22 protein-coding genes are annotated in these 25,712 nt (G+C 70.1%); 13 read left to right on the forward strand and 9 right to left on the reverse strand.

Translation table 11 applies throughout. The annotated features are described in order from the left end of the window. Positions 1 to 351 precede the first annotated feature (351 nt). The 3 genes from ACJQWL_RS11510 to uvrD all read left to right on the forward strand — a co-directional run bounded on the left by ACJQWL_RS11510 (position 352) and on the right by uvrD (position 5,284). A complete protein-coding gene (locus tag ACJQWL_RS11510; protein ID WP_411300909.1) occupies positions 352 to 2,157 on the forward strand; it encodes a GAF domain-containing protein in 1,806 nt (601 codons plus the stop codon). Between the two features lie 72 nt (positions 2,158 to 2,229). Continuing rightward, a complete protein-coding gene (locus ACJQWL_RS11515; protein WP_330969385.1) occupies positions 2,230 to 2,871 on the forward strand; it encodes a TIGR00645 family protein in 642 nt (213 codons plus the stop codon). Positions 2,872 to 3,085: 214 nt separating this feature from the next. Next, positions 3,086 to 5,284: a DNA helicase II gene (gene uvrD / locus ACJQWL_RS11520; protein ID WP_330969384.1), complete on the forward strand. Its 2,199-nt coding sequence runs from the start codon at positions 3,086 to 3,088 to the stop codon at positions 5,282 to 5,284. 89 nt (positions 5,285 to 5,373) lie between these two features. Here the strand turns inward: uvrD and chaB are convergent, their stop codons facing one another. The 3 genes from chaB to ACJQWL_RS11535 all read right to left on the reverse strand — a co-directional run bounded on the left by chaB (position 5,374) and on the right by ACJQWL_RS11535 (position 6,411). Continuing rightward, positions 5,374 to 5,601 (reverse strand): putative cation transport regulator ChaB, encoded by a 228-nt coding sequence (gene chaB, locus ACJQWL_RS11525; protein WP_330969383.1) that lies wholly within the window; start codon positions 5,599 to 5,601, stop codon positions 5,374 to 5,376. Between the two features lie 82 nt (positions 5,602 to 5,683). Further along, complete coding sequence (locus tag ACJQWL_RS11530; protein ID WP_330969382.1) at positions 5,684 to 6,124, reverse strand: GNAT family N-acetyltransferase; 441 nt, start codon at positions 6,122 to 6,124, stop codon at positions 5,684 to 5,686. Further along, positions 6,124 to 6,411 carry a DUF2782 domain-containing protein gene (locus ACJQWL_RS11535; protein WP_330969381.1) on the reverse strand — a complete coding sequence of 96 codons (288 nt, stop codon included), beginning with the start codon at positions 6,409 to 6,411 and terminating at the stop codon, positions 6,124 to 6,126. The genes ACJQWL_RS11530 and ACJQWL_RS11535 overlap by 1 nt, the downstream gene beginning before the upstream one ends. Positions 6,412 to 6,527: 116 nt before the next feature. On the opposite strand from ACJQWL_RS11535, the gene polA reads away from it, so the two are divergent. Then, positions 6,528 to 9,344: a DNA polymerase I gene (gene polA, locus ACJQWL_RS11540; protein ID WP_330969380.1), complete on the forward strand. Its 2,817-nt coding sequence runs from the start codon at positions 6,528 to 6,530 to the stop codon at positions 9,342 to 9,344. Between the two features lie 405 nt (positions 9,345 to 9,749). Here polA and hemF read toward each other — a convergent pair whose 3' ends face one another. Continuing rightward, a complete protein-coding gene (hemF, locus tag ACJQWL_RS11545) occupies positions 9,750 to 10,709 on the reverse strand; it encodes an oxygen-dependent coproporphyrinogen oxidase (RefSeq protein ID WP_330969379.1) in 960 nt (319 codons plus the stop codon). A gap of 79 nt (positions 10,710 to 10,788) precedes the next feature. Between hemF and ACJQWL_RS11550 the strand changes: the two genes are divergently transcribed. Next, the gene (locus ACJQWL_RS11550; RefSeq protein ID WP_330969378.1) at positions 10,789 to 11,340 is read left to right on the forward strand and encodes a pseudouridine synthase; all 552 of its coding nucleotides are present in this window, start codon (positions 10,789 to 10,791) and stop codon (positions 11,338 to 11,340) included. Positions 11,341 to 11,527: 187 nt separating this feature from the next. Then, a complete protein-coding gene (locus tag ACJQWL_RS11555) occupies positions 11,528 to 12,631 on the forward strand; it encodes a hybrid sensor histidine kinase/response regulator (RefSeq protein ID WP_330969377.1) in 1,104 nt (367 codons plus the stop codon). 142 nt (positions 12,632 to 12,773) lie between these two features. Here the strand turns inward: ACJQWL_RS11555 and ACJQWL_RS11560 are convergent, their stop codons facing one another. Beyond that, positions 12,774 to 13,139 (reverse strand): hypothetical protein, encoded by a 366-nt coding sequence (locus tag ACJQWL_RS11560; protein ID WP_330969376.1) that lies wholly within the window; start codon positions 13,137 to 13,139, stop codon positions 12,774 to 12,776. A gap of 135 nt (positions 13,140 to 13,274) precedes the next feature. Here ACJQWL_RS11560 and ACJQWL_RS11565 point away from each other — a divergent pair, with 135 nt between their 5' ends. Beyond that, entirely contained in the window at positions 13,275 to 13,943 is a 669-nt protein-coding gene (locus tag ACJQWL_RS11565; protein WP_330969375.1) for a Fe2+-dependent dioxygenase, read from the forward strand. A 224-nt stretch (positions 13,944 to 14,167) separates the two neighbouring features. Here the strand turns inward: ACJQWL_RS11565 and hrpB are convergent, their stop codons facing one another. Next, positions 14,168 to 16,675 (reverse strand): ATP-dependent helicase HrpB, encoded by a 2,508-nt coding sequence (gene hrpB / locus ACJQWL_RS11570; protein ID WP_330969374.1) that lies wholly within the window; start codon positions 16,673 to 16,675, stop codon positions 14,168 to 14,170. 139 nt (positions 16,676 to 16,814) lie between these two features. Here hrpB and ACJQWL_RS11575 point away from each other — a divergent pair, with 139 nt between their 5' ends. After that, the gene (locus ACJQWL_RS11575; RefSeq protein ID WP_330969373.1) at positions 16,815 to 17,609 is read left to right on the forward strand and encodes a TatD family hydrolase; all 795 of its coding nucleotides are present in this window, start codon (positions 16,815 to 16,817) and stop codon (positions 17,607 to 17,609) included. 72 nt (positions 17,610 to 17,681) lie between these two features. Here the strand turns inward: ACJQWL_RS11575 and ACJQWL_RS11580 are convergent, their stop codons facing one another. Continuing rightward, entirely contained in the window at positions 17,682 to 18,482 is an 801-nt protein-coding gene (locus ACJQWL_RS11580; protein ID WP_330969372.1) for an ABC transporter permease, read from the reverse strand. A gap of 123 nt (positions 18,483 to 18,605) precedes the next feature. Continuing rightward, entirely contained in the window at positions 18,606 to 19,613 is a 1,008-nt protein-coding gene (locus ACJQWL_RS11585; protein WP_330969371.1) for an ABC transporter ATP-binding protein, read from the reverse strand. A 117-nt stretch (positions 19,614 to 19,730) separates the two neighbouring features. On the opposite strand from ACJQWL_RS11585, the gene ACJQWL_RS11590 reads away from it, so the two are divergent. From ACJQWL_RS11590 to ACJQWL_RS11610, 5 genes are all read left to right on the forward strand, one after another. Then, positions 19,731 to 20,498, forward strand: a complete 768-nt coding sequence (locus tag ACJQWL_RS11590; protein WP_411300910.1) for a ferredoxin--NADP reductase — start codon at positions 19,731 to 19,733, stop codon at positions 20,496 to 20,498. A 97-nt stretch (positions 20,499 to 20,595) separates the two neighbouring features. Continuing rightward, on the forward strand, positions 20,596 to 21,759 hold the full coding sequence (locus ACJQWL_RS11595) for a zinc metalloprotease (RefSeq protein ID WP_330969370.1): 1,164 nt from the start codon (positions 20,596 to 20,598) through the stop codon (positions 21,757 to 21,759). A gap of 91 nt (positions 21,760 to 21,850) precedes the next feature. Then, entirely contained in the window at positions 21,851 to 23,389 is a 1,539-nt protein-coding gene (locus ACJQWL_RS11600) for an alpha/beta fold hydrolase (protein WP_411300911.1), read from the forward strand. Further along, entirely contained in the window at positions 23,386 to 24,132 is a 747-nt protein-coding gene (locus ACJQWL_RS11605; protein ID WP_330969369.1) for an ABC transporter ATP-binding protein, read from the forward strand. The genes ACJQWL_RS11600 and ACJQWL_RS11605 overlap by 4 nt, the downstream gene beginning before the upstream one ends. Next, positions 24,129 to 25,319: an ABC transporter permease gene (locus ACJQWL_RS11610; protein ID WP_330969368.1), complete on the forward strand. Its 1,191-nt coding sequence runs from the start codon at positions 24,129 to 24,131 to the stop codon at positions 25,317 to 25,319. Before ACJQWL_RS11605 ends, ACJQWL_RS11610 begins: the two co-directional genes overlap by 4 nt. 93 nt (positions 25,320 to 25,412) lie before the next feature. On the opposite strand, the gene ACJQWL_RS11615 is transcribed toward ACJQWL_RS11610, so the two are convergent. After that, positions 25,413 to 25,712: energy transducer TonB (locus ACJQWL_RS11615; RefSeq protein WP_411300912.1), on the reverse strand; the 300-nt coding region annotated here is incomplete at its 5' end.

The raw sequence follows: 25,712 nt of genomic DNA on the forward strand, positions 1-25,712 counted from the left end.
TCGAACAGGCAATAAGGAGGGCAATCCAGGCACGGGTCATAGGTCGTTCATTCAGCCGGACAGGCCCGTGAGTGTACGTCGGTGGCCGCAGGCGCCTTTCGGGGGTCACCAAGGGGCGTTTTCGTTCATGGACATGAAGTCTGCGGCGAAAACTGAACAGGGATTTCCCGATAAGGTCGGCGCCCCGTGAAGACGCCGCCTGGCGCCCTGACTCCCGACTGGAGCCGCCATCCCCGGACTGCCCGCCACCTTCGTCCACGAAGCCGTGACCGCACCCGACGCCGGCTCCGGGCGCTCCCACGTCCCCGGCCCGCCCGCCGCCGCCAAGCCCGCCGCCCAGGAGTCCATCGCATGACCCGTGACCCCGCTTGCGACGCACCCTTCCGTACCGGCGCGGTCACCCCGCCCCGGGCCCCGGTCGGCACCGGTCAGGGCATGCCCGCCGCCCACGGGCCGGACACCGGCGTGCCGGACACGCAGTCCCCGGCGCGGGCGATCCAGCCCCATGGCTACCTGGTCAGCGTGGTGCTGCCCGATTGGTCCGTGCGCCAGGCCTCGGCCAACATCGACCGGCTGCTTGAGGTGCCGGCTGCGGACCTGCTGGGAACATCGCTGGCCGACTACATCAACCAGGACGTGCTGGACGTACTTGCCGATACCGTCGGCCTGGCCGAGGCCGATGCCCCTCCCCAGCGCGCGGGCGTGGGCAACATCGGCGCGTTCGGCGTGCTGTGCGACCTGGCGGTGCACGTGGCCGATGGGCTGGTGCACATCGAGATCGAGCCGCAGCACTACCACCGCCGGGGCAACGCGCCAACCGGCGTGGCCCAGGCGATGATCGCGCGTGTCGCGGCGGCGGGGCACGCTGACGATTTCCACCAGCGCGCCGTGCAACAGGTCCGGCAGCTGACCGGTTACGACCGGGTCATGGTGTACCGCTTCCGCGAGGACGGCACCGGCGACGTGGTGGCCGAGGCCATCGCCCCGGGCATGGCGCCGTTCGTCGGCCTGCGCTACCCCGCGTCGCTGGTCCCGCCACAAGCCTGCGCGCTGTTGCTGCGCAACCGCCTGCGTGTGATCCCCGATGCCGGCTACGTGCCGGTACCGGTGGTGCCCGGCCGCACCCCGGCGGGCGAAGCGCTGGACATGAGCCAGCACGCGCTGGGCAGCGTGTCATCCAAACACCTCGCCTACCTGCGTGACATCGGGGTGGGCGCGTCGCTGACCATCTCGATCGTCAGCGGTGGACGCCTGTGGGGACTGATCGCCTGCCACCACCGGGAACCGCGTCCGGTGCCCTCGGACGTACGGGCGGCAGCGGACCTGTTCGGCATGTTCGTGTCGATGCGGGTGGCGGCCCGCGAGCAGGCCGACACCCTGCTCCGCTACGAGCAGGCGCAGCAGGTGCGCGACGCGGTGGGCTCGCGACTGTCGCAGGCGCGCGATTTCCAGGCCGCGCTGACCGACGAGCTGGCGCTGCTGCGCCGCACCCTGGACAGCGACGGCGCCGCGCTGTGGCTGGCCGGGGAGTGGAGCCACGAGGGCCACGTGCCCGGCGCCCTCGACATCGCGCCGCTGATGGACTGGGTGCAGCGCGCGGGCCGCCCGGCACTTGCGATGACCGGCCGGCGCTCGGACTGGAACACCGACGCGCTACAGGCCGGGGCCCTGGCCGGCCTGCTCGCGATCAACCTGGGCACGCCGGAGGACTGGCTGTTCGTGTTCCGCTGCGAACGGGTGGAACAGATCCGCTGGGCGGGCGCGCCGGCAGACGCCACCGGTTCGACCGCAGTCCGGCCCGGCACCACGCACGGTACGCGCTGCGCGGAGTGGCCGCAGACCGTGCACGGGTGCAGCGCCGACTGGACCGCGGGCGACCTGCGCGCCGCCGAGCGCCTGCAGCGGGTACTGCGCGAACAGCGCCGCCGGCTGCTGGCCCCGGCCGGCGACCGTGGCACCCTGGAGCGGTTGCGCCTCCACCAGTCGGCGCCGGACCGAACGGCCCGCCTGCAGCACCTGTCGGGGCTGGCGGACGGCTTGCCGGACCTGGACGCCTCGCAAGCCGCGCGCCTTGACCAGCGCATCGCCGCGCTGGAGGCCGACCTGCGCCAGCTTGCACAGTCCCGCGCCGACGACCTCCGCTCCAGCACCCCGTAGCCGGGTCGCCGGGCATGGCCGCGGGCGCGGCGGGCCGCTACCCTAGCGCGCCCGTCACCATCCCCGAGCCCCATGGCCGACACCCGACCCGCCCGCCTGAACCCGCTGCCTGCGCTGATCTTCAGTTCCCGCTGGCTGCAGCTGCCGCTGTACCTGGGCCTGATCGTCGCCCAGTGCGTGTACGTGTTCCTGTTCCTCAAGGAGCTGGTGCACCTGGTCAGCGACGCGGCGGGCATGACCGAGCAGATGATCATGCTGCTGGTGCTGGGCCTGATCGACGTGGTGATGATCTCCAACCTGCTGGTGATGGTGATCGTCGGCGGCTACGAGACGTTCGTGTCGCGGCTGGGGCTGCAGGGCCACCCGGACCAGCCCGAGTGGCTGAGCCACGTCAACGCCAGCGTGCTGAAGGTGAAACTGGCGATGGCGATCATCGGCATCAGCTCGATCCACCTGCTCAAGACTTTCATCGAGGCCGGCAGCATGGGCAGCGACCTGCCGCTGTGCGGCACGGTCGAGGCGGCCGTCGCCGCGCGCGAGGCGGCAGCGCTGGGCGTCGGCGCGGTCAAGCTGTGCGTGACCACCACCGAGACCGGCGTCATCTGGCAGACGATCATCCATGGCGCCTTCATCCTGTCGGCCATTGGCATCGCCTGGACCGACAAGCTCATGGCGCATGCCGGCAAGGCCAAGGCCGTCGCCGCGACCCCTTGACCCCCACCGCGGACGCCCCGCCGTGCAGGAGCGAGGTGAGTCGCGACCGCCGGCCCCGGCCACCGTCGCGGGATAGGGCCGACTGCGCGGATCGCGACTCACGTCGCTCCTTCGAAAGGACGTCAGCGATCGACGATCGCGGCTGAAGCCGCTCCTACGGTTGGACCACTCCCCCGGTCCCGGCCGCTGCGACGCCGGCCGGTAGAATGGCGCGATGGATGTTTCCCACCTGCTCGACGGCCTGAACCCGGCCCAGCGCGAGGCCGTCAGCGCGCCCCCGGGCCACTACCTGGTGCTCGCCGGCGCCGGTTCGGGCAAGACCCGCGTGCTCACCCACCGCATCGCCTGGCTGCATGAGGTGGTCGGGGTGCCGGCGCACGGCATCCTCGCCGTGACGTTCACCAACAAGGCCGCCGCCGAGATGCGCCAGCGCGTGGACGCGCAGTTGCGCGGCGGCACCCGCGGGATGTGGATCGGCACCTTCCATGGCCTGGCCCATCGGCTGCTGCGCCTGCACTGGCAGGAGGCCAAGCTGCCGGAAGGCTTCCAGGTACTGGATTCGGACGACCAGCTGCGCCTGGTCAAGCGCGTGGTGCAGGCGCTGGAGCTGGACGACAGCCGCTTCCCGCCGCGCCAGATCGCCTGGTGGATCAACGGGCAGAAGGACGAGGGCCGCAGGCCGGAACACCTGCAGCCCGAGCCCGCCGACCAGTGGGCCGACGTCATGCGGCGCTGCTACGCCGCCTACCAGGAGCGCTGCGAGCGCGCCGGCCTGGTCGATTTCGCCGAGCTGCTGCTGCGCGCGCACGAGCTGCTGCGCGACAACCCGGCGCTGCTGGCGCACTACCGCCACCGCTTCGGCCAGGTGCTGGTGGACGAGTTCCAGGACACCAACGCGATCCAGTACGCATTCGTGCGCGTGCTGGCCGGCGACACCGGGCAGGTGTTCGTGGTCGGCGACGACGACCAGTCGATCTACGGCTGGCGCGGCGCGAAAGTCGAGAACGTGCAGCGCTTCCTGAAGGACTTCCGGTCCGAGGACGGCTCGGCCGCGCAGACCATCAAGCTGGAACAGAACTACCGCTCCAGCGCCAACATCCTCGACGCCGCCAACGCGGTGATCGCGCACAACCCCGAGCGCCTGGGCAAGAAGCTGTGGACCGACAGCGGCAGCGGCGATCCGATCGACCTGTACGCGGCCTACAACGAGATCGACGAGGCGCGCTTCGTGGTCGAGCGGCTGCGGCAGTGGGTTCGCGACGGCGGCAGCCATGGCGAGGTGGCGATCCTCTACCGCAGCAACGCGCAGTCACGTGCATTCGAAGAGGCGCTGCTGGGCGAACAGGTGCCGTACCGCGTGTACGGCGGCCAGCGATTCTTCGAACGCGCCGAGATCAAGGACACGCTTGCCTACCTGCGCCTGGTCTCAAACCGCAACGACGACGCCGCGTTCGAACGCGCGGTCAACACGCCCACGCGCGGCATCGGCGAACGCACGCTGGATGAGGTGCGCCGCCGTGCCCGCGCCGACGGCGTTGCGCTGGCCGAGGCCGCTCGCCGGGTGTCGGGCGAGGCCGTGCTCGCCGCGCGGGCGCGCAACGCATTGGCCGGGTTCGCCGCGCTCATCGACGCTTTGGAAGCGGAGATCGCGTCGATGCAGCTGCAGGAGAAGATCGACCACGTACTGGCGCGTTCGGGGCTGCGCGAGCACTATGCGCGCGAATCCAAGGGCCAGCTCGACTCGCGCACCGACAACCTGGACGAGCTGGTGTCGGTCGCATCCCGGTTCTCGCGCAGCGAGGAAGACGAGGTCGCCGACTCGATGCCCGAGCTGGTGGCGTTCCTCAGCTACGCCGCACTCGAAGCAGGCGAAGGCCAGGCCCAGGCGGGCGAAGACGGCGTGCAGCTGATGACCCTGCACAGCGCCAAGGGGCTGGAGTTCCCGCTGGTGTTCCTGGCCGGGCTGGAGGAAGGCCTGTTCCCCAACCAGAAGTCGGTGGACGAGTCGGGCCGGCTGGAGGAGGAGCGGCGGCTGGCCTACGTGGGCATCACCCGTGCGCGCGAGAAGCTGGTGCTCAGCTACGCCGAGGCACGCCGCATCCACGGCCAGGACATGTACGGCATCCCGTCGCGGTTCCTGCGCGAGATCCCGCCGGTGCTGCTGCACGAGGTCCGGCCCAAGGTCCAGGTGTCGCGCCCGGTGTTCGCCGCCCGACCCCGCCGCGACTACGGCCACGCCGCGATCGAGACGCCGGCGGTGCAGCTGGGCGCATTGGTGCGCCATGCCAGCTTCGGCGCGGGTACGGTCACCGACGTGGAGGGCAGCGGCGCGCACGCCCGCGTGCAGGTCAACTTCGAAGAAGCCGGCAGCAAGTGGCTGGTGCTGGCCTACGCGAACCTGCAGCCCGCCTAAGGCCTCCAGGCACCGTGCAAGACCCCGCGAAACATGCGTTCCTTCACTCCGGGGTTCACCGTCGGCGGCCGCCTCTCCGCACCGCGCCGCTACTTCCGGTGCCAGTCCCCGTCCTTGCCCTTCTCGTACCCGTCCTTCACCGCCGCCCATGCGACGCGGTGCGCGGTTTCCTCGCGCGTGGCGTCCCCGCGCCGGTCGTCCGGGTCCGCGTACTGTTCCCAGGCGCTGTTGAAAGCGTCCTTGTAGATGTCCTGGGCGTGCGCGGGCAGGTGGACGCGCACCGGTTCGGGCAGGTCGCTTCGGCGTTCGTACGGCATGGCGTGCTCCTGTCGAGCTGGAAGCGCGCACGCTGGCAGTTGCCCGGTTAACCCGGGGCGAGGCCCGCGTTAACTGCGCGCATCACTCCAGCGCGATCCCGAAGTGCAGCGCCTCGATCCGCAACCGCTCGCGCAGGTAGAACGCGTGCGCATCCTGGCGCTGGGTGCCCGAATCCAGTTGCAGGCGGAGGCAGCCCTGGCGGCGCGCCTCCGCCTTGAGCCAGTCCAGCAGCGCCTTGCCGTGGCCGGCGCTGCGCGCCGCGGCATCGGTCACCAGGTCGTCGACGTACAGCTGGCGACCGGTCGCGAGCATCTCCAGCACGCGCCAGCCGGCGAATGCGCGGACCACGCCGCCGCCGTCGACCCGCACCGTGGCGCGGAACCCGTCACGCATCTGCCGCAACGCCTGCGCGACGAAGCCGTCCTCGTCCAGCTGCGGGCGCAATTGCCGCACCACCGGCCAGGCGGCATGCAGGGTGGCCGCATCGTCGGCCTGGCGGATGGATGCGTCGCCCACCGCCATCACCACTCGAACAGCTTGTACTGCACCGGCGAAATCGGACCCTCGCCCTTGCTGCTGTCCAGGGTGCCATCGCCGTCGCTGTCGACCAGGTAGTAGGTCGGCCCGCGCGACGGGGTGATCTTGACCACCCGCAACTGCCCGGCGATGCGGTACTCCTCGACCACGTCACCGCCATCGAGCGCGCGCCGGGTGACGTCGGCGCCCTCCAGGCCGGCGGTGGGATCGCTGTTGCCCATCGTGGCGCAGGCCGACAACAGCACGAGCAGCGGAGCGAAGGCGAGGCGCATGGCGGTTCTCCCGGGGTCGGAATGGCGTGGACGCCACAGGATACGCCGGCCGGCGTGGGGCGCGCGTGCGTGCCCGGCGCGCCGGGAGGACGGGGGTCGCGGCGTAGAATCGTCGGATGAAACGACTCGTGCTGATCGACGGTTCCAGCTACCTCTACCGCGCCTTCCACGCCCTGCCGCCGCTGGTCAACGATGCCGGCGAACCCACCGGCGCGCTGTTCGGCGTGGTCAACATGCTGCGCGCCACGCTCAATGAAAAGCCCGACTTCGTGGCATTCGTGGTGGATGCGCCCGGCAGGACCTTCCGCGACGACCTGGACCCGCAGTACAAGGCCAACCGACCGCCGATGCCCGACGAGTTGCGGGCACAGGTGCAGCCGATGTGCGAGATCGTGCAGGCGCTCGGCATCGACATCCTGCGCATCGACGGCGTGGAAGCCGACGACGTGATCGGCACGCTGGCGGTGCGCGCGGCGGATGCGGGCATCGACGTGACCGTGTCCACCGGCGACAAGGACATGGCGCAGCTGGTGCGCGAGGCCACCGGCGCCTCGGGCCGCGGCCGTGCCGGGGTCGCGCTGGTCAACACCATGAGCGGCAGCCGCCTCGACGGCGACGCCGCGGTGATGGCCAAGTTCGGCGTGCGCGCCGACCAGATCGTCGACTTCCTGGCGCTGATGGGCGACAAGGTCGACAACATTCCCGGCGTCGACAAGTGCGGCCCCAAGACCGCGGCCAAGTGGCTGGCCGAGCACGGCACGCTGGACGGGGTCATGGCCGCCGCCGACGGCATCAAGGGCAAGATCGGCGAGAACCTGCGCGCGGTGCTGCACCGCCTGCCGCTGAACCGCGAGCTCACCACCATCCGCACCGACCTGCCGCTTCCGTGCACGCCCGACCAGCTGGTGTTGCGCGAACGCGACACCGATGCGCTACGTGGGTTGTACGCGCGCTACGGGTTCAAACAGGCGCTGCGTGACCTCGACGGCGCCGCCGCGGCCGTGGTCGCGGACGTTGCCCAGGACCGTGCCGGCGTGCGCAACACCGCGGCGGGCTATGCACGCGTGGCCGCGCCGGTCGCGGACGATGTCGATCCATCCCTCTCGGCGCCCGGCGAGTACGAGACGGTGCTCGCCCAGGACCGGCTTGATGCGTGGCTGCAGCGGCTGCGTGATGCGCCGCTGTTCGCGTTCGACTGCGAGACCGATTCGCTCGACCCGATGCGCGCCCACCTGGTCGGGCTGAGCTTCGCCGTGGAGCCGGGCCGCGCCTGCTACATCCCGCTGGCGCACACCTACCCCGGTGCCCCCGCGCAGCTGGACCTCGAGTCGGTGCTCGAGCAGTTGCGTCCGCTGATGGCCGATCCAGCGATCGCCAAGGTCGGCCAGCACGGCAAGTACGACCTGCACGTGCTGCGCCGCCACGGCGTGGACGTCGCCGGCTACCAGCACGACACCATGCTCGAGAGCTTCGTGCTCAACGCCACCGCCACCCGCCACGACATGGACTCGCTGGCGCTGCGCTACCTGGGCTACACAGCGGTCAAGTTCAGCGATGTCGCCGGCAAGGGCGCCAAGTCGATCACCTTCGACCAGGTGGCCCTCGACGACGCCACCCGCTACGCGGCCGAGGACTCGGACGTGACGCTGCGCCTGCACCGCGCTCTGGGCCCGAAACTGGCCAAAGAACCCGGGCTGGAGCATGTGTACCGCCAGATCGAGATGCCGCTGGTGCCGGTACTGGCGCGGGTGGAAGCCAACGGCGTGCTGCTGGACTCGACCGAGTTGCGCCGCCAGTCCGCCGACCTGGGCCGGCGCATGCTCGATGCCAAGCAGCGCGCGACCGAGCTGGCCGGGCGCGACTTCAACCTGGATTCGCCCAAGCAGCTGTGCGCGCTGCTGTTCGAGGAGCTGGGACTGCCGGCGCTGGTCAAGACCCCAAAGGGCCAGCCTTCGACCAACGAGGAGGCACTGGAAGCGATTGCCGACCAGCACGAGCTGCCGCGCGTCATCCTGGAGTACCGCGGGCTGACCAAGCTGCGCAGCACCTACACCGACAAGCTGCCGGAAATGGTCAACCCGCACACCGGTCGCGTGCACACCAGCTACCACCAGGCCGGCGCGGCGACGGGACGACTGGCATCCAGCGACCCGAACCTGCAGAACATCCCGATCCGCACCGAAGACGGGCGCCGCATCCGCACCGCGTTCATCGCCCCGGAGGGTCGCCGGATCGTGGCGTGCGACTACTCGCAGATCGAGCTGCGGATCATGGCCCACCTCTCGGGCGACCCGGGGCTGGTGGAAGCGTTCGCGTCGGGCGCCGACATCCACAAGGCCACCGCGGCCGAGGTGTTCGGCAAGACGCTTGAAACGGTGGAACCCGGCGAGCGACGCGCGGCCAAGGCCATCAACTTCGGGCTGATGTACGGCATGAGTGCGTTCGGACTGGCCAAGCAGCTGGGCGTGGGTCGCGGCGAGGCGCAGGACTACATCGCGCTGTACTTCAACCGCTACCCGGGCGTGCGGGGTTTCATGGACCGCACCCGTGAGCAGGCGCGCGAGCGCGGTTATGTCGAAACCGTGTTCGGGCGGCGGCTGTACCTGGACAACATCCACGCCCGCAACCAGGGCCTGCGCGCGGGCGCCGAGCGCGCCGCCATCAACGCGCCGATGCAGGGCACCGCCGCCGACATCATCAAGCGCGCCATGATCGACATCGACGGCTGGCTGGCGGGGCAGCGGAACCCGGGGGGCGGATGCCCGGCGCTGATGATCATGCAGGTGCACGACGAGCTGGTGTTCGAGGTGGACGCCGGGTTCGTCGACACCCTGCTGGCCGAGGTCACCGCCCGCATGTCGAACGCCGCCAACCTTCACGTTCCGCTGGTGGTCGACAGCGGGGTGGGAGCCAACTGGGAAGAAGCGCACTGAAAACGCTTCCAGTCATTTGTTAACGTCATGTTAGGCGAAGTTACAGGTCTGAATCGGTCCTGAATCCTGCCGTTTCCCGCGCCTCGATCTTCACGAACCGTCCATGTCCCGGATGGTCCTATAGCCCCGCGACAGGTGCAACGCCTGCCGCAGATCTCTCCCTCCCCTGGAGTGATCCCCGGAGCGACGACCCCTCCCCAGGTCCCGCTCCACCAGCCCCGCCGGCCCCCCCTGCCGGCGGGGCTTTTTGTTGGCTGCAATGCGGGTCGCGCGGAACGCGCGGGGCGCCCGTTCCGGCCCGGCACCAAGCGCGCCGTCCGACTTTGTCGCCAGGGCAACGCAGGGTGCGAGGCGCCCCCCCGATCACCCGGTAACGGGCTCCAAGCCGCTCCCGAGCCCGTTCCCCTAGGCCAGCTCGTCCAACCAGTCGCGGGGTCGCAGGTAGTCCGCCAGCCGCGCCTCATCGCTGTCGGGTTCGGGCTGGAACCCGTATTCCCACCGGACCAGCGGCGGCAGGCTCATCAGGATCGATTCGGTGCGCCCGCCCGACTGCAGGCCGAACAGGGTGCCCCGGTCCAGCACCAGGTTGAACTCGACGTAGCGGCCGCGGCGGTACAGCTGGAACTGCCGTTCGCGCTCGCCATAGGGCTCGTTGCGACGACGCTCGACGATCGGCAGGTAGGCGTCGAGGAAGCCATCGCCCACCGCGCGCTGGTAGGCGAAGTCGCGCTCGAAGTCATCGTGCAGGTCGTCGAAGAACAGCCCGCCCACGCCCCGGGTCTCGTCGCGGTGCTTGAGGAAGAAGTACTCGTCGCACCAGCGCTTGTGTGCCTGGTAACGGGTGTCGCCGCCGAACGGCTCGCACAGCGCGCGGGCGGTGGCGTGCCAGTGCCGCACGTCCTCGTCGCGGGGATAGAACGGGGTCAGGTCGAACCCGCCACCGAACCACCACGCCACGGTTTGCCCGTCACGCACCGCACGGAAGTGGCGGACGTTGGCGTGGGCGGTGGGCAGGTGCGGATTGCGCGGATGGAACACCAGCGACACCCCGACCGCGCGCCACGACGCCCCCACCAGCTCCGGGCGTGCCGCGGTGGCAGAGGGCGGGAGCGCATGGCCGGACACGTCGGAAAAGCCGATGCCGGCCTGTTCGAACACCGCGCCGTCCCGGAGGATGCGGGTGCGGCCGCCGCCGCCCGCCAGGCCGCCCCCGACGGCGCCGGCCGCAGGGGGTTCCCGGCGCCAGGCGTCCTCGATGAAGCGGGCCCGGCCGTCGGCACCCTCCACCGCGGCACAGATGCGGTCCTGCAGGCCGGTGAGGTAATCACGGACGCGGTCGAAGTCGGTATCGGGAAGGGTGCTCATCGGGCGCATTGTAGGGGCGGCCTGCGGCCCCCCCGGGCAGCGGCTAGAGTGTCGGGCCGTCCCCCGTCCCGGCCCGCGCGTGCTCATCGCCTTCAACAAGCCGTTCGGGGTGCTCTGCCAGTTCACCGACCGCAGCCAGCCCCCGCGACCGACCCTGGCCGGGTTCGCGCTGCCGGCCGGTGTCTACGCGGCGGGGCGGCTGGACCACGACAGCGAAGGCCTGCTGCTGCTGACCGATGACGGTGCACTGGCCCATCGCCTGACCGATCCCGCGCACAAGCAGCCCAAGACCTACTGGGTGCAGGTCGAAGGCGCGCCAACCCTCGACCAGCTGGCACGGCTGCGCGACGGGGTGGAGTTGAAGGACGGCCCCACGCGGCCTGCCAGGGTCGGGTTGATCCCACCGCCGCCGTTGTGGCCGCGCGACCCGCCGGTGCGGTTCCGCAAGACGGTACCCGACGCATGGCTGGCGCTGACCATCACCGAAGGGCGCAACCGACAGGTGCGGCGCATGACCGCGGCGGTCGGCCTGCCCACGCTGCGCCTGGTCCGTATCGCGATCGGGACCCACCGGCTGGACCGGCTGGCACCCGGCCAATGGCGCGATGAGGGCCCGTCTGCACGGCAGTGAACCGAAGGCGGATCGAGCTGGAACGGGCCCCTGGCGTGCAGTCCCCACCCGGAGCAGGCTGGCGGATCGCTGAATCATTCATGGGTCGCCGCATGGCTGCGACGGCTTTCTGCTAACTTTTGCCTGTTCAGCATTGCCAAGGCCACCCTGCGCGGGTGTAGCCGGCTTACGGGGATCCAACACGAGAATGAGCGCGAACGCCGCGAACGCCGCGAACACGGGCCGCATCCTGGTCGTCGACGACCAGGCCGCCAACCTGCGGGTGGTGAGCAACCTGCTCACCCGCCAGGGCTACGAGGTGGTGACCGCGGGCAACGGCGAGGAGGCGCTGCGCGAGTTCCAGGCCGCTACGCCCGACCTGGTGCTACTCGACATGATGATGCCGGGCATGGACGGGTTCGACGTGCTGACCGCCCTGCGTGCCCTGGCCCCGCCGTTGCGGGTACCGGTGGTGTTTGTCACCGCGGCCCAGGACCGCGACCTGCTGCTGCGCGCCTTCGACGCCGGCGTGGTGGATTACGTCACCAAGCCCTTCCTGCCCGAGGAACTGCTGGCACGCGTCAACGCGCACATCGGCCTGAAGATGACCCGCGACCGGCTCGAGCGCGTGGCACGCGAACGCGAGGAGCTGGTCAACCTGGTGGCGCACGACCTCAAGAACCCGCTCACCAGCGTGCTGTTCGCCGCCGACCTGCTGCGCAGCGACGGCTGCAAGCCCGAGCGCGTGCCGCGCTACCTTGAAATGATCCACGAAAGCGCCGACGACGCGCTGGGTTACATCCGCCACTACCTGGAGACGCAGTCCGGTGCGCGGCGGCCCTCAAGCGAAATGCGCGCGCCGTTGGGCGAGACGCTGCAGTGGCTGTGCAACCGCTATGAGATCCAGCTCGACGCGCGCGGCATCGAGGTGGAAGTGACGATGCCGCCCGACACCGCCGCAGTGGCCATTGACGAGCGGGTCCTGCGCCAGGTCAGCGAGAACCTGGTGACCAACGCGATCAAGTACGCACCCGGCAGCCGGCTGCTGTTGATGGGGCGCGCCGGCGCGCCCGGGTTCTGGCAACTGGTCGTGGCCGACCGGGGGCCGGGCATTCCCGCCTCCCGCCAGCGCGAACTGTTCAAGCCCTTCACCCGGCTGCACGAGGGCGACGACGGCATCTCCACCGGCCTGGGCCTGTCACTGGCACGGCAGATCATTGCCGACGCCGGCGGCCAGCTCTGGTACGAGGACCGCAAGAACGGCGGGGCGCGCTTCGTGATCGAACTGCCCGAAGCCGGCGCGGCAGCCTGAGCGCAGGCGCCGGTTACTGCTCCAACGGCGACACAAGGTCCAACCTCGACACAACAAAACGCCAGGCAATGCCTGGCGTTTTGTCTGGCGCGGGCAGCCCGGTCAGGCCACCCGATCTTTCCGCTGCACCAGGCCGGACGAATCAGTCGGCCGAGGCGGTGCTGCCGCGCGTGGTGCGCGTGCGGGCGGGGCGCTTGCGTGCGCTGGTGGAGCGCTTGGCATCGACACGCTTGGACGAACCCTCGATCGAGCCATTGCCGCTCTCGGCCTGGCGCGCCTTGCGGCGGGCGGCGTACCAGAGCAGGCCCGCACCGGCCGCGGTGGCGATCGCGATCGCCGGGTTGCGCCGGACGATCATGCCCGCGACGCGGGCACCGCCCTTGAGGGCGCCGAGCTTGGCGCCGGCTTCGAGCCACTTCCCGGCCTGGGGCACGGCGTGCTTGAGGTTGTCGCCGACCGAAGAAGCCAGGTCCAGCGCGCGATCTGAAATCGAATTTAACGTGCTCATCGTCGAACCCATGGGATTGGAAGGAAACGGCATTAAGTCTCGCCGGCAAGCCGTTGATGGGGTGTGAGCGGTGTGGGCGCTTGCCCGCCGGGCGTTGAATGTCGATGATGCCGCGTCCCGTTCGAGTCCCGCGCAATGATCCGCGTGCTGCCCACCGTGCTGTCGCCTCGCCAGCTGGCGACGGTCCAAGACCTGATCGGCCAGGTCCGCTTCAACGACGGCCGGATCACCAACCGCGAATCCGCCGTCAAGCACAACCTTCAGGCGCCGCACGAGGATCCGGCCAACGCCGCCATCGCGCAGATCGTTCGCGAGGCACTCATCCAGGTGCAGGACGTGCGCACGTTCGCGCTGCCCAAGCAGATGGCGCGAACCACGGTGGTGCGCTACGAACCGGGGATGGACTACGGCTGGCACGTCGACGAAGCACTGTTCGCCTCGACCCCGGCGATGCGCAGCGACCTGTCCTGCACGCTGTTCCTGACCCCAACCACCGACTACGACGGTGGCGAGCTGACGATCCAGCTGGGTGCGCAGGAGCTGGCGTACAAGCTCGAGCCCGGCAGCGCGATCCTCTATCCCTCCACCACGATCCACCGCGTCACGCCGGTGACGCGCGGTGTCCGCATCGCCGCCATCACCTGGTTCCAGAGCTGGATCGCGGACGCGGGACAGCGCGAGCTGCTCGTGCAGTTGGAGGAAGCGCGCGCCCTGACGGCGCGAACTCCACAGCCCGACGCCCGCCTGCAAGTGCTGCTGGAGTCACTGCGCACCAACCTGTTCCGCATGTGGTCCGATACCTGAAGTAGGCCGCGCTACCGGTACCGGTAACGGGCGCGATCAGCATCAGGCGCCGCCATCGATCCGGACGCCAAGGTTGCCTTCCAGTACGCGCTCCATCCACCGAAGCGCCTCGTTGCGGTGCCGAGTCGCCCGTGGAGCTTGCACGGCAACGTTTCGGCGCCTCAATTGCAGGCATGTCCGGCTTCGTCGCGGGCAGGTGCCTGGACGAGCTGCCCCCTGCCGGCCTACCGGGGTCGTGGCTTGGCGCGGTGGGTGGCCGTAGCGTTCCACGGATCCTCGGGCCACGGGTGGCGCGGGTACCGGCCTTTCATCTCCTTGCGCACTTCCGGATACGTGCGCTCCCAGAAACCGCGCAGGTCCTGGGTGACCTGCAACGGGCGGCCCGCCGGTGAAAGCAGGTGCAGGGTCACGGGTACGCGCCCCTGGGCGATGCGCGGGGTGTCGGCCAGGCCGAACAGCTCCTGCAGCTTGACCGCCAGTACCGGCGGCTGCGGCGTGCCGTCGACATCGACCGCGTACTCGATCTGGCGTTGCTGGCCGGATGGGACGGCGATACGCGTCGGCGCCAGCGCATCGACCCGGCTGCGCTGCGACCAGTCGAGCAGGGTTTTCAGCGCGTCGGCGAACGCACTCTCGCCGAGCGCGTCGAGTCGGGTCTTGCCGGCCAGCGCGGGCGCCAGCCACGCGTCGAGCGAGGCGAGCAACGCCGCGTCCGAGAGATCCGGGAGCCCGGCATCGGGTTGCCAGCCACGCACGCATTGCACGCGCGCGCGCCACTGGCGGGTCGCTTGCGTCCATGGCAAGGCGTCCAGGCCCGACTGGCGCACCGCATCGACCAGGGCTTCGGCGTAACGCGAGGGATCCGGGCGCGCCAGCGGCCGGCGGTCGAGCACGATCCGGTCGAAGCGCGTTTCGCGTATCGCGGCGATTGCACGCGACGCGCCGTCCCACACCACCCGGTCCTCGCTGCTGAAGCGCCCGGGAAAATCGCGGCGCAAGCGTGCCTCGTCCACCGGCGCTGCGCGCTGGATGCGTGCATCGCCGCGATCGTGGCGCAGCTCGGCCACCACCAGCCAGGGTTCGCCGAACAACGCGCTGTGGTCATGCAGGCGCGCACTGCGGCCATTGGCCAGCTGGTAGCGCCAGGCGTCGTCGGGGTGCTGGCGCGCGATGCGATCCGGATAGGCATGTGCCAGCAGGTCGCCCAGTCGATGCGCATCGATGGCGTCGGGGGGCTGCCCCGCGCGCACGCGGCGGCGCCATTGGCGTGCCACCTGGTCGATGGCGGCGAGCGCGGCACGCGAGGCCGATCCCGGCGCGCGTCCGCTGCGGAATGCCGCCAATGCGCGCCAGCGCGCGGCCAGGGCATCGCCGCCATCGCGAAGCGGGTCGCGGGATTCGACCAGGGCCGCCAGGTCGCAGGCCAGCGCCGGTTCAACGCCGTCCCCGGACACCAGCAACATCGCGGCCAGCCGCGGGTGCGTGCCCAGCGCGAGCATGCGCCGGCCGAGCGCAGTAATGGACGTGCCGTCCACCGCTCCAAGCCGCTGCAGCAGGTCATGCGCGGCCGCCATCGGTCCCGGTGGCGGCGTGTCGACGAAGCGAAGGTCCGCGTCTCCCCAGGCCGCCAACTCCAGCGCGAGGCCGGCCAGCTCGACCTGCCCGATCTCGGCGCGGCGCTGCGGCTCCAGCCGTTGCGACGATGGCCACAAGCGGTAGGCCCAGCCCGCGGCGACGCGCCCGGCGCGGCCGGCGCGCTGGTCGGCCGACGCTTGCGGGATCGCCACCACCTCCAGGCGCGAAAAACCGGAGTTGGGGTCGTAGCGCGGCTCGCGCGCCAGTCCGCTGTCGATGACCACGCGCACGCCGGGCAGGGTCACGCTGGACTCGGCGACGTTGGTGGCCAGGACCACCCGACGGGCACCGTCGGGTGCGGGCTGCAGGACGCGCGACTGCTGTTCGACCGGCAGCTCGCCGTGCAGGGCCAGCACTTCCACCGGGCCCTCTCCGGCTGCGGGCGCGCGCATGGCAAGGAGCGACTCGACCCGGGCGATCTCGCGCCGGCCCGGCAGGAACACCAGCACGTCGCCCGGGTGCGAGGCCAATACGTGCTCGACCGCGCGGCGTGCCTGGTGCTCCATCTGCTCGTCCCGGCGCGAGGGGAAATGCGCGACCTCGACCGGGAACGCGCGGCCCTCGCTGGCCAGCCGCGGCGCATCCAGGAACGCGGCCAGGCGCTCGCCGTCCAGCGTCGCCGACATCACCACGATGCGCAGGTCCTCGCGCAGCGACGCCTGCACGTCCAGCGCCAGCGCCAGGCCCAGGTCGGCGGCGAGGTGCCGCTCGTGGAACTCGTCCAGCAGCACCGCGCCGACACCCTCAAGGGTCGGGTCGTCCTGGATCATCCGGGTCAGGATGCCCTCGGTGACCACCTCGATGCGGGTCGCCGCCGACACCTTGTTGTCGAACCGGATCCGGTAGCCGACGGTTTCGCCGACCGCCTCGCCGCGCTGTGCCGCCATGAAGTGCGCGGCGGCGCGTGCGGCAACCCGGCGCGGTTCCAGCAGCAGGATGCGGCGGCCCTGCAGCCACGGTGCGTCGAGCAGTGCCGGCGGCACCTGTGTGGTCTTGCCCGCACCCGGCGGCGCTTCCAGCACCAGCCGAGGGTGCGCGGCCAGGCTCTCGCGGATGCGCGGCAGCAGTTCGTCGATCGGAAAAGTCGGGCGGCTCACGCGGCCAAGGATACGGGTGGCCCGCGCCGATGCAGGCGCAACGACACTGGCGACCCCGAATATCGATGCGTTGGTGATCGCGACTGACCTCGCTCTGCAAGAGGCGGCCGCCACCACGGCCGTCGCCTAGAATGCCGCGATGCAGCTCATCGACATCGGCGCCAACCTCACCCATGAATCCTTCGACCGGGACCGCGATGCAGTGATCGAACGCGCCCGCGCTGCAGGCGTGACGCGCATGGTCGTCACCGGCGCCAGTCGCGAGCACTCGCCGAAGGCATTGGCGCTTGCGCATGCGCATCCGGGCGTGCTCTACGCCACCGCCGGCGTGCACCCGCACCACGCCACCGAGTACACCGACGAGTGCGATGTGCAGATGCGCGCCCTGCTCGCGCACGATGAGGTGGTGGCGGTAGGCGAATGCGGGCTGGACTACTTCCGCGACTTCTCGCCCCGCCCGGCGCAGCGCCGCGCCTTCGAACGCCAGCTGCAGGTCGCGGTGGACACCGGCAAGCCACTGTTCCTGCACCAGCGTGACGCGCACGCGGATTTCGTGGCGATCATGCGCGACTTCGAGGGCCGCATCGGGCCGTCGGTGGTCCATTGCTTCACCGGCAGCCGCGAGGAACTGTTCGAGTGCCTGGACCACGACTGGCACATCGGCATCACCGGCTGGCTGTGCGACGAACGCCGCGGCCGGCACCTGCGCGAGATCGTCGGCAATATCCCGCCCCATCGCCTGATGGTGGAGACCGACGCCCCCTACCTGCTGCCGCGCTCGCTCAAGCCGGCGCCGAAGGACCGCCGCAACGAACCGGTGTTCCTGCCGCATATCGTCGAGGAGCTGGCACGCGATCGCGGCGAAGCGGTGGAGGCCGTCGCCGCGGCGACGGCTGCGACCGCGACCGCCTTCTTCCGCCTGCCGCCGCTGTAGGAGCGGCTTCAGCCGCGAACGCGTGTGCGGACCGGCGGCGGATCGCGGCTGAAGCCTACAACGGCAGCTGCATCAGCTGCGCAACCCGGTGCCGCGCCGGAGCAGGGTCAGTGCCAGCGTGGCCAGCGCCACCACGAACCCCAGCATCAGGGCATAGGCGATCCACACCGGCACGTCGCTCACGCCGAGCAGGCCGTAGCGGAACGCGTTGACCATGTAGAAGATCGGGTTGGCGTGGGTGGCGGCTTCGGCCCAGCCCGGCAACAGGCTGACCGAATAGAAGACACCGCCCAGGTAGGTCAGCGGGGTCAGGATGAAGGTCGGGACGATGGCGATGTCGTCGAACTTGCGCGCGTACACCGCGTTGACGAAGCCGGCCAGGGCGAAGATCGTCGCGCCCAGCAGCACCGTGGTCAGGGTCACCAGCGGATGCGGGATGCGCACGTCGGTGAACAGCATGGCGATCATCAGCACGATCACCCCTACGGCCAGTCCACGCGCCACCGCGCCGGTGACGTAGCCGGCCAGGATCACCCAGCTCGGCATCGGGCTGACCAGCAACTCCTCCACGTGGCGGCCGAACTTGGCGCCGAAGAAACTCGAGGAGATGTTGCCGTAGCTGTTCTGGATGATGCTCATCATCACCAGGCCGGGCACGATGAAGTCCATGTAGTCGATGCCGTCCATGGTCCCGATGCGCGAACCGATCAGGCCGCCGAAGATCAGGAAGTACAGGGTCATGGTGATCGCCGGCGGCACCAGGGTCTGGCCCCAGATACGCAGGATGCGGGTGATCTCGCGGCGCACGATGGTGCCCAGCGCGACCAGGTTGCGCTGCATCGGGGTGGCTTCGGTGGTGGTATCGGTCGACATGGATTCCGGTTCTTCCACCCCGTCCCGGCGGGCGGGGTGGGGTCGTAGTGGGATTGCGGCGGAGGGAGTGGCGCCAGCAGGGCGCCGTTCCCAACGCTCCCCTGCATGCAGGGGAGGGAGCGGCTAGGCGACCGGTTCGGGCGATGGCTGCATGGTGGAGTCCTGCGCGTTCTCGCCGGTCATGCGCATGAACAGCTCCTCGAGCCGGTTGGACTTGGTCCGCATCGAGCGCACCCGGATGCCGGCCTCGCCCAGTGCGGCAAACACGCGGTTGAGGTCCATCGCGCGTGGCATCTCCACGTCCAGCGTGTGGTCGTCGACCGCCAGTAGCGTTGCGCCGGCGATGGTCGGCAGCGTGGCCGGCAACGCGCCATCGATGTCCAGCAGGAAGCCCTCCACGTCCAGGCGCGCCAACAGGGTCTTCATCGGGCCGGAGGCGACGATCGCGCCGCGGTCGATGATGGCCAGGTTGCGGCACAGGTGCTCGGCCTCTTCCAGGTAGTGCGTGGTGAGGATGATGGTGGTGCCGGCGGCGTTGATCTCGCGCAGGGTCTGCCACATGCCGCGGCGGATCTCGATGTCCACCCCCGCAGTGGGCTCGTCCAGGATGAGCAGCCGCGGCCGGGTCATCATCGCCCGGGCGATCATCAACCGCCGCTTCATGCCGCCCGACAGCGTGCGGCTCATCATCTGCGCCTTGTCCCACAGCTGGGCGCGGCGCAACTCCACCTCGGCCCGCTCGATCGCCTGCGCGCGGGGCACGCCGTAGAAGCCGGCATAGTTGACCAGGATGTCGAGCGGTTTCTCGAACATGTTGAAATTGAGCTCCTGCGGGACCAGCCCCATCAGGCGCATCGCCGCGTCGCGCTCGCGCACCAGGTCGGTGCCGAAGATCGACACGCTGCCCTCGGTCAGGTTGACCAGCGAGCTGACGATGCCGATCAGGGTCGACTTGCCCGCGCCGTTGGGCCCGAGCAGGGCGAAGAAATCGCCTTGGGCGACGTCCAGCGACACACCCTTGAGCGCAACGACGCTGGTGTCGCCGCTGCCATAGGTCTTGCGCAGCCGGCGTACCGACAGCGCGGGGACGGACGCGTCCGGGGCCGGCGCGTCCGGCGGGGTCTGGGACATGGTCACTCACCTGTACTGCGGGGCCGGGCGGGCCGGGCCACCGGGCGAATGCCGCTATTATAGGCGGCCCTGTGGCCTTGCCCCGCGCCACGCTGTGTTCCAGGCAGGCACCGGTCCGTGGCCATCCAGCACTTCCCCCTCAAGCTTGTATCGCGCCGCATGCTGGCCCCCTCGGTCGGCCACTACGCGTTCGTGCGCGACGACGGCGAACCGCTGGATTTCATCCCCGGCCAGTTCATCCAGGTCCACTTCCAGTACGCCGACGGCACGCCGACCAAGCGCTCGTACTCGCTGGCGACCATCCACGACCACGCCATCGGACCGGGCGAGGCGGTGGAGATCGCGGTCAGCTACGTGCCCGGTGGCGCGGCCACGGCGCTGTTCGAGGGGCTCGACGTCGGTGGCGCCATCGACGCCAGCGGCCCGTTCGGCCGTTTCTGCCTGATGCCCACCGACGCCAACGAGCGTTACCTGCTGATCGGCACCGGTACCGGGGTCACGCCGTACCGCTCGATGCTGCCGCAACTGGCGCAGGCCATCGCCGAGCGCGGCGCCCGGGTGGTGCTGCTGTTCGGCGCGCGCACGCCGGAGGAGTTGCTGTACGGCGATGAGTTCCGCGCGTTCGCCGAACGGCATCCCGACCATTTCCGCTTCGTCCCGTGCTTCTCGCGCGAGCTGCCCGCACCGGGCTCCACCCACGACCACGCGGACGTGCGCCACGGATACGTCCAGCAGTTCCTGGCCGAGTTCGCGCCCGACGCAGCCGGCGACATCGCCTACCTGTGCGGCAACCCGAACATGGTCGATGCCTGCTTCGAATCGCTGAAGGAATGCGGGCTGGAAGTGAAACAGATCCGCCGCGAGAAGTACGTCAGCAGCAAGTAGCCGCAGCGCCGGTAGCGGGCCATGCCCGTGCGCGGGGCGCGGGGGATGCGCAATGCGATGCGCCGCAAGCGGCGGCCGGCTGCCCACCAGGAACGTCATGAGCCAACCCGACCCCGTTGTCGACCCCGCCGCCCCGCCCCCGCCCCCGCGCAAGGCATCGTCGTGGGCCCTGCTACGCGCCTTCGTTCTGGGCGGGCTGGGTGGTGGACTGGGCGCGCTCGCCTTGATCCACGGGTTGCGCGCCATCGGCGGATCGATCCCCGCGCCGCCTTCCTTCGGACCTGGGCACATGCTCGCGCTGCTGGGCTGGCTGGTGCTGGCCGTGGTCGTTCATGAGCTGGGGCATCTGGTCGGCGGACGCATGGCCGGCATGCGCCCGTTGATGATCGCCGCGGGCCCGGTGCGCCTGACCCGCACGGTTGCCGGCTGGCGGTTGTCGCGCCACTCATTGCGGCACGGGTTGCTGGGGTTCGTGTCGATGCTCCCGGACATGTCGCGCCCCTTCGTGCCACAATTGCGGTGGCTCGCGGCAGGCGGGCCACTGGCGAGCCTGGCCTGCGTCGCGCTGTCCGCGGCACTGGCGGCGAGCCTGGACGGGGCGATGCGCTTCCATGCGCTGGCGTTCATGGCGGTGTCTGCACTGGTCCTTGCGATGACCGCCATACCGATGCGGGCCGGCGGCATCGAAACCGACGGTGCGCAGCTGCTGGACCTGGCCCGCGGTGGCCGGGGCACGCAGATCAAGGCGCTGGTGATGGGCCTCACCGCCCAGAGCCTCGCGGGCACACGCCCGCGCGAACTGGACCCGCGCCTGCTGGCCGATGCGATGGCACTGGCCGCCAGCGACACTCCGATCAATCCGGCGATGCGTGCCTTTCCGTCGCTGATGGCCGCGCTGCACGCCGACGACAGCGGCGATACGCCGGCGCGAGACCGGCACATGGCACACGTGGCTGTGCTGGCAACCGAGATGCAGCCGGCGATGCGCGCGCAATTCGCACTCGAACTGGCCTGGCATGCCGCCATGCGCGGTGATGTCGCCGCGGCCCGGGGCTGGCGCGAGCACGCCGCCGGTGGGGTCGCCGACACCTGCGACAGGCAGCGCATCGATGCCGCCATCGCGGTGCTGGAAGGCGACGTCGAGGGGGCGCGGCGCTCGATCCACTTGGCCCGTGCGGGATTGCAACGCAGCTGGGACGCCGGCGGCGCGAGGTGGGCCGGCGACCAGCTCGACCGCCTGGAGCAGAAGCTTCCCCGCTGACGGCCCGGCCCGATCACCTGACTTGTGTCACGTTTCCGCAGGTGGGCGCGTCTGTCATCCTGCGCGATCCAGCGCGGACACAGGACGATGCATGCTTTCCCACGGATTGAAGACAGCCGCGCTAGCGGCGGCGGTGGCCATGGCAGCGGTTTCGCTGTCGGGGTGCCAACCCGGCCAGACACCCCCTGAGGCGGGCGCCGACGGCGCCACTCGCACCTTTGGCTCCATCGCGTTCAAGCCGTGTTCGCTGACCGGGGTGGCTGGGGGCAAGTCCACCGAAGCGATGTGTGCGGACTTCGAAGTCCCCGAGGACCCCAGGGCGCCGGGGGGCCGCGCGATCGCGCTCAAGCTGGCCTGGTTGCCCGCCACCGGCAGCGGGGGTGGCACCGGCGACCCGGTGTTCTTCCTGGCGGGTGGTCCGGGTCAGGCCGCCACGGAACACGCGGCGACCGTCAACGCCGCGCTGAGGGAGGTACGCAAGCAACGCGACATCGTGCTGGTGGACCAGCGCGGCACCGGCGGCTCCAACCCCCTGGACTGCCTCGATGCGGACGGCAAGCCGCTTTCGCTGGAGGTGGCCGAAGCGGCCAGCGCCGACCAGCTGGCGGCATTCGCGCGCGAATGCCTCGCCGGGCTTGAAGGGCGCGCGGACCCAAGGCTGTACACCACCACCCATGCGGTCGCCGACCTTGAGGCGGTGCGCCTGGCGATAGGCGCGCCGCAGGTGAACCTGGTGGGCGGCTCGTACGGCACGCGCGTGGCCCAGCAGTACGCGGCGACATATCCGCAGCAGACCCGCAGCCTGGTCCTGGATGGCGTGGTGCCCAACGACCTGGTGGTGGGTGGCGAGTTCGGCCACACGTTCGAGGATGCACTGGAATTGCAGACGGAACACTGCAGCACGCTGCCGGCCTGCAAGGCACGCTTCCCGGTCGATACACGGACGCGCCTGGCCCAGGTAATGGAGACACTGGAAGCGGCGCCGGTCCAGGTCGAGTACCGCGACCCGTCCACCGGTGAGAGCCGCAGCGCCACCGTTACACCCGACCACGTGGTCGGGCTGGCGTTCTTCTTTTCCTATGCCCCGCAGACGGCGGCACTGTTGCCGCTGGTGCTGGACGAAGCCGCGCAGGGCCGCTACGCACCGCTGATGGCGCTTTCGGACCTGATGACCCAGTCCACCGGGGACCAGATGACCCGTGGCATGCAGTGGTCGGTGCTGTGCGCCGAGGACGCCGACCGCATCGACAGCGTGGTCGCTGGCGGCGACACCCTGCTGGGGCCCGAGGTCACCACCCTGTTCTTCGCCGCATGCGATGCATGGCCGCACGGGGAGCGGGGCGCCGACTTCACCGCGCCGCTGCGTTCGGATGTCCCCACGCTGCTGCTGTCGGGCACGCTCGACCCGGTGACGCCACCCCGCTACGGAGAGGCCGTGGCGGCCGGCCTGGCCAACGGCCGCCACCTGGTCCTGCAGGGTCAGGGCCACGGCACCCTGGCGCTGGGCTGCATGCCCAAGCTGGTCGGGCAGTTCATCGAATCCACCGACCCTGCCTCGCTGGACACCGCGTGCCTGGATCGCCTGGCGGGGGTACCGCCGTTCACCAGTTTCAATGGATGGGAACCATGATCACCGCACACGACCTGCACAAGACATTCAAGACCAAGGCCGGCATGGTGAAGGCCGTCGACGGCGTGGACTTCCAGGCGCCCGATGGCCAGATCACCGGACTGCTGGGTCCCAACGGCGCGGGCAAGACCACCACCCTGCGCATGCTCTACACCCTGATGGCCCCCGACAGCGGGCGGGTCGAGGTGGACGGCATGGATGCGGCGGCGCAGCCGGCCGCGGTGCGCCGGGCGCTGGGCGTGCTGCCCGACGCCCGCGGCGTGTACAAGCGTTTGACCGCGCGCGAGAACATCGCCTACTTCGGCGAACTGCACGGCATGTCGAAATCGGCCATTGCCGAGCGCACCCGGGCGTTGTCCAGTGCACTGGACATGGACGACATCCTCGACCGCCAGACCGAGGGCTTCAGCCAGGGCCAGCGCACCAAGACCGCAATCGCCCGCTCGCTCGTGCACGACCCGCGCAACGTGATCCTGGACGAACCCACCAACGGCCTGGACGTGATGACGACGCGCGCGATGCGCGGCTTCCTCACCGGCTTGCGCGACGAGGGGCGCTGCGTGATCTTCTCCAGCCACATCATGCAGGAGGTGGCGGCGCTGTGTGACCGCATCGTCATCATCGCCAAGGGACAGGTGGTCGCAGCGGGCACCGCCGATGAACTGCGCGAACGCTTCGGGGAGGCCAACCTGGAGGACGCCTTCGTCAAGGCGATCGGCTCCGAGGAGGGCCTGCACGCATGAAGCCGACCAACATGTTCGCCTCGCTGTGGGCGGTGATGCGCAAGGAACTGCTCGACATCTCGCGCGACCGGCGCACCCTCGCCCTGGCCCTGCTGATCGGCCCAGTGCTGTACCCGGCAATGATGCTGGGCATGGGTTCGCTGATGGAAGCCCGGCAGAAGACCCAGCTCGACAAGGTGCTGGAGGTGCCGGTGGTGGGCGCCGAGCACGCACCAAGCCTGGTCGAGTTCCTCGCCGGCCACGGCATCGCCGCGGTAGACCCGCCCGACGACCTGGACCAGGCGATCGCCGAGCAGCGCATCGACGTGGCGCTGGAAATCGACCCCGACTTCGCCCGGGACTGGCGTGCCGGCCGTTCGGCAACCGTGGCGCTGGTGCACGACAGCACGCGCCGCAACGCCGAGATCCCGGTCGCGCGCGTGCGTGGCGCACTGGATGGCTACGCCAACCAGGTCGGGATGTTGCGGTTGATGGCGCGTGGCATCGACCCATCGATCACCCGCCCGATGAGCCTGGGCAGCCGGGACCTTGCAACCGAAAGCGCGAAGCGCGGCGCCCTGCTCTCTGCGCTGCTGCCGTACCTGCTCATCCTCACGTCCTTCATTGGCGGCGCGTACCTGATCCTGGACGCCACCGCGGGCGAGCGTGAGCGGCAATCGCTGGAGCCGCTGCTGGCCACGCCGGCGACCCGCGGTTCGATCGTCAGCGGCAAGATCGCCGCGGCGTGTGCGCTGGGCCTGCTGTCGCTCCTGCTCACCCTGCTGGCATTCAAGCTGTCGGCGCAGATGGCCGGGGGCATGGCCAGGATGCTGGACGTGAGCTTCCTGGCGATCGGCAAGATGCTGCTGATCCTGTTGCCGATGCTGTTCATCGGCACGGCACTGCTGACCTACCTCGCGGCATCGGCAAAGAGCATGAAGGAGGCGCAGAGCCACATGACCTGGTTGATGCTGCTGCCGATGGTGCCGACCTTCGTGCTGTTTGTGAACCCGATCAAGACCGAGCTCTGGCAGTACGCGGTGCCGTTCCTGTCGCAGAACCAGTTGCTGCTCAAGGTGATCCGGGCCGAATCGATCGACGCGATTTCGTGGCTGGTCTACCTGTCGGCGGCGTTCGGCCTGGCGGCGCTGTTGTGGTTCCTGGCCGTGCGCCGCTACCACCAGGAAAAGCTTGCGATCAGCGGCTGACCGCGGCATGCGTGAAAAAGAAAAAGCCCGGCCGGAGCCGGGCTTTTTCAGTTTTGGGCGCGGTAGCCGCCGCGCCTGGCAAGCGGCGTTGCGTCAACCGCCCGGATTGAAGCCGATGGTGCGCCGGGTGGTGACCGGGTTGGGTATCGGTTGGAACCGCCAACTGCGTACCGCGCTGACCGCCTCGCGATCGAACACCCGGGACGGGTTGGATCGCACCACCCGTGCGTTGGTGACCGATCCGTCGGTGCCGACGGTGAACTCCACCTGCACCTCGCCCGACGTCCCGTTACGCAGCGCTGCCACCGGATAGCTGGGGGCCGGCGTCGAGATCGGCCGCAGGTCGGCGGCGGTCGCGGTGGCGGCAGCAGGGGGCGGGGTCGCGGGGGCGGC

Origin of the sequence: Novilysobacter viscosus (assembly GCF_046600715.1) — a bacterium.
Lineage (GTDB): Bacteria > Pseudomonadota > Gammaproteobacteria > Xanthomonadales > Xanthomonadaceae > Lysobacter_C > Lysobacter_C viscosus.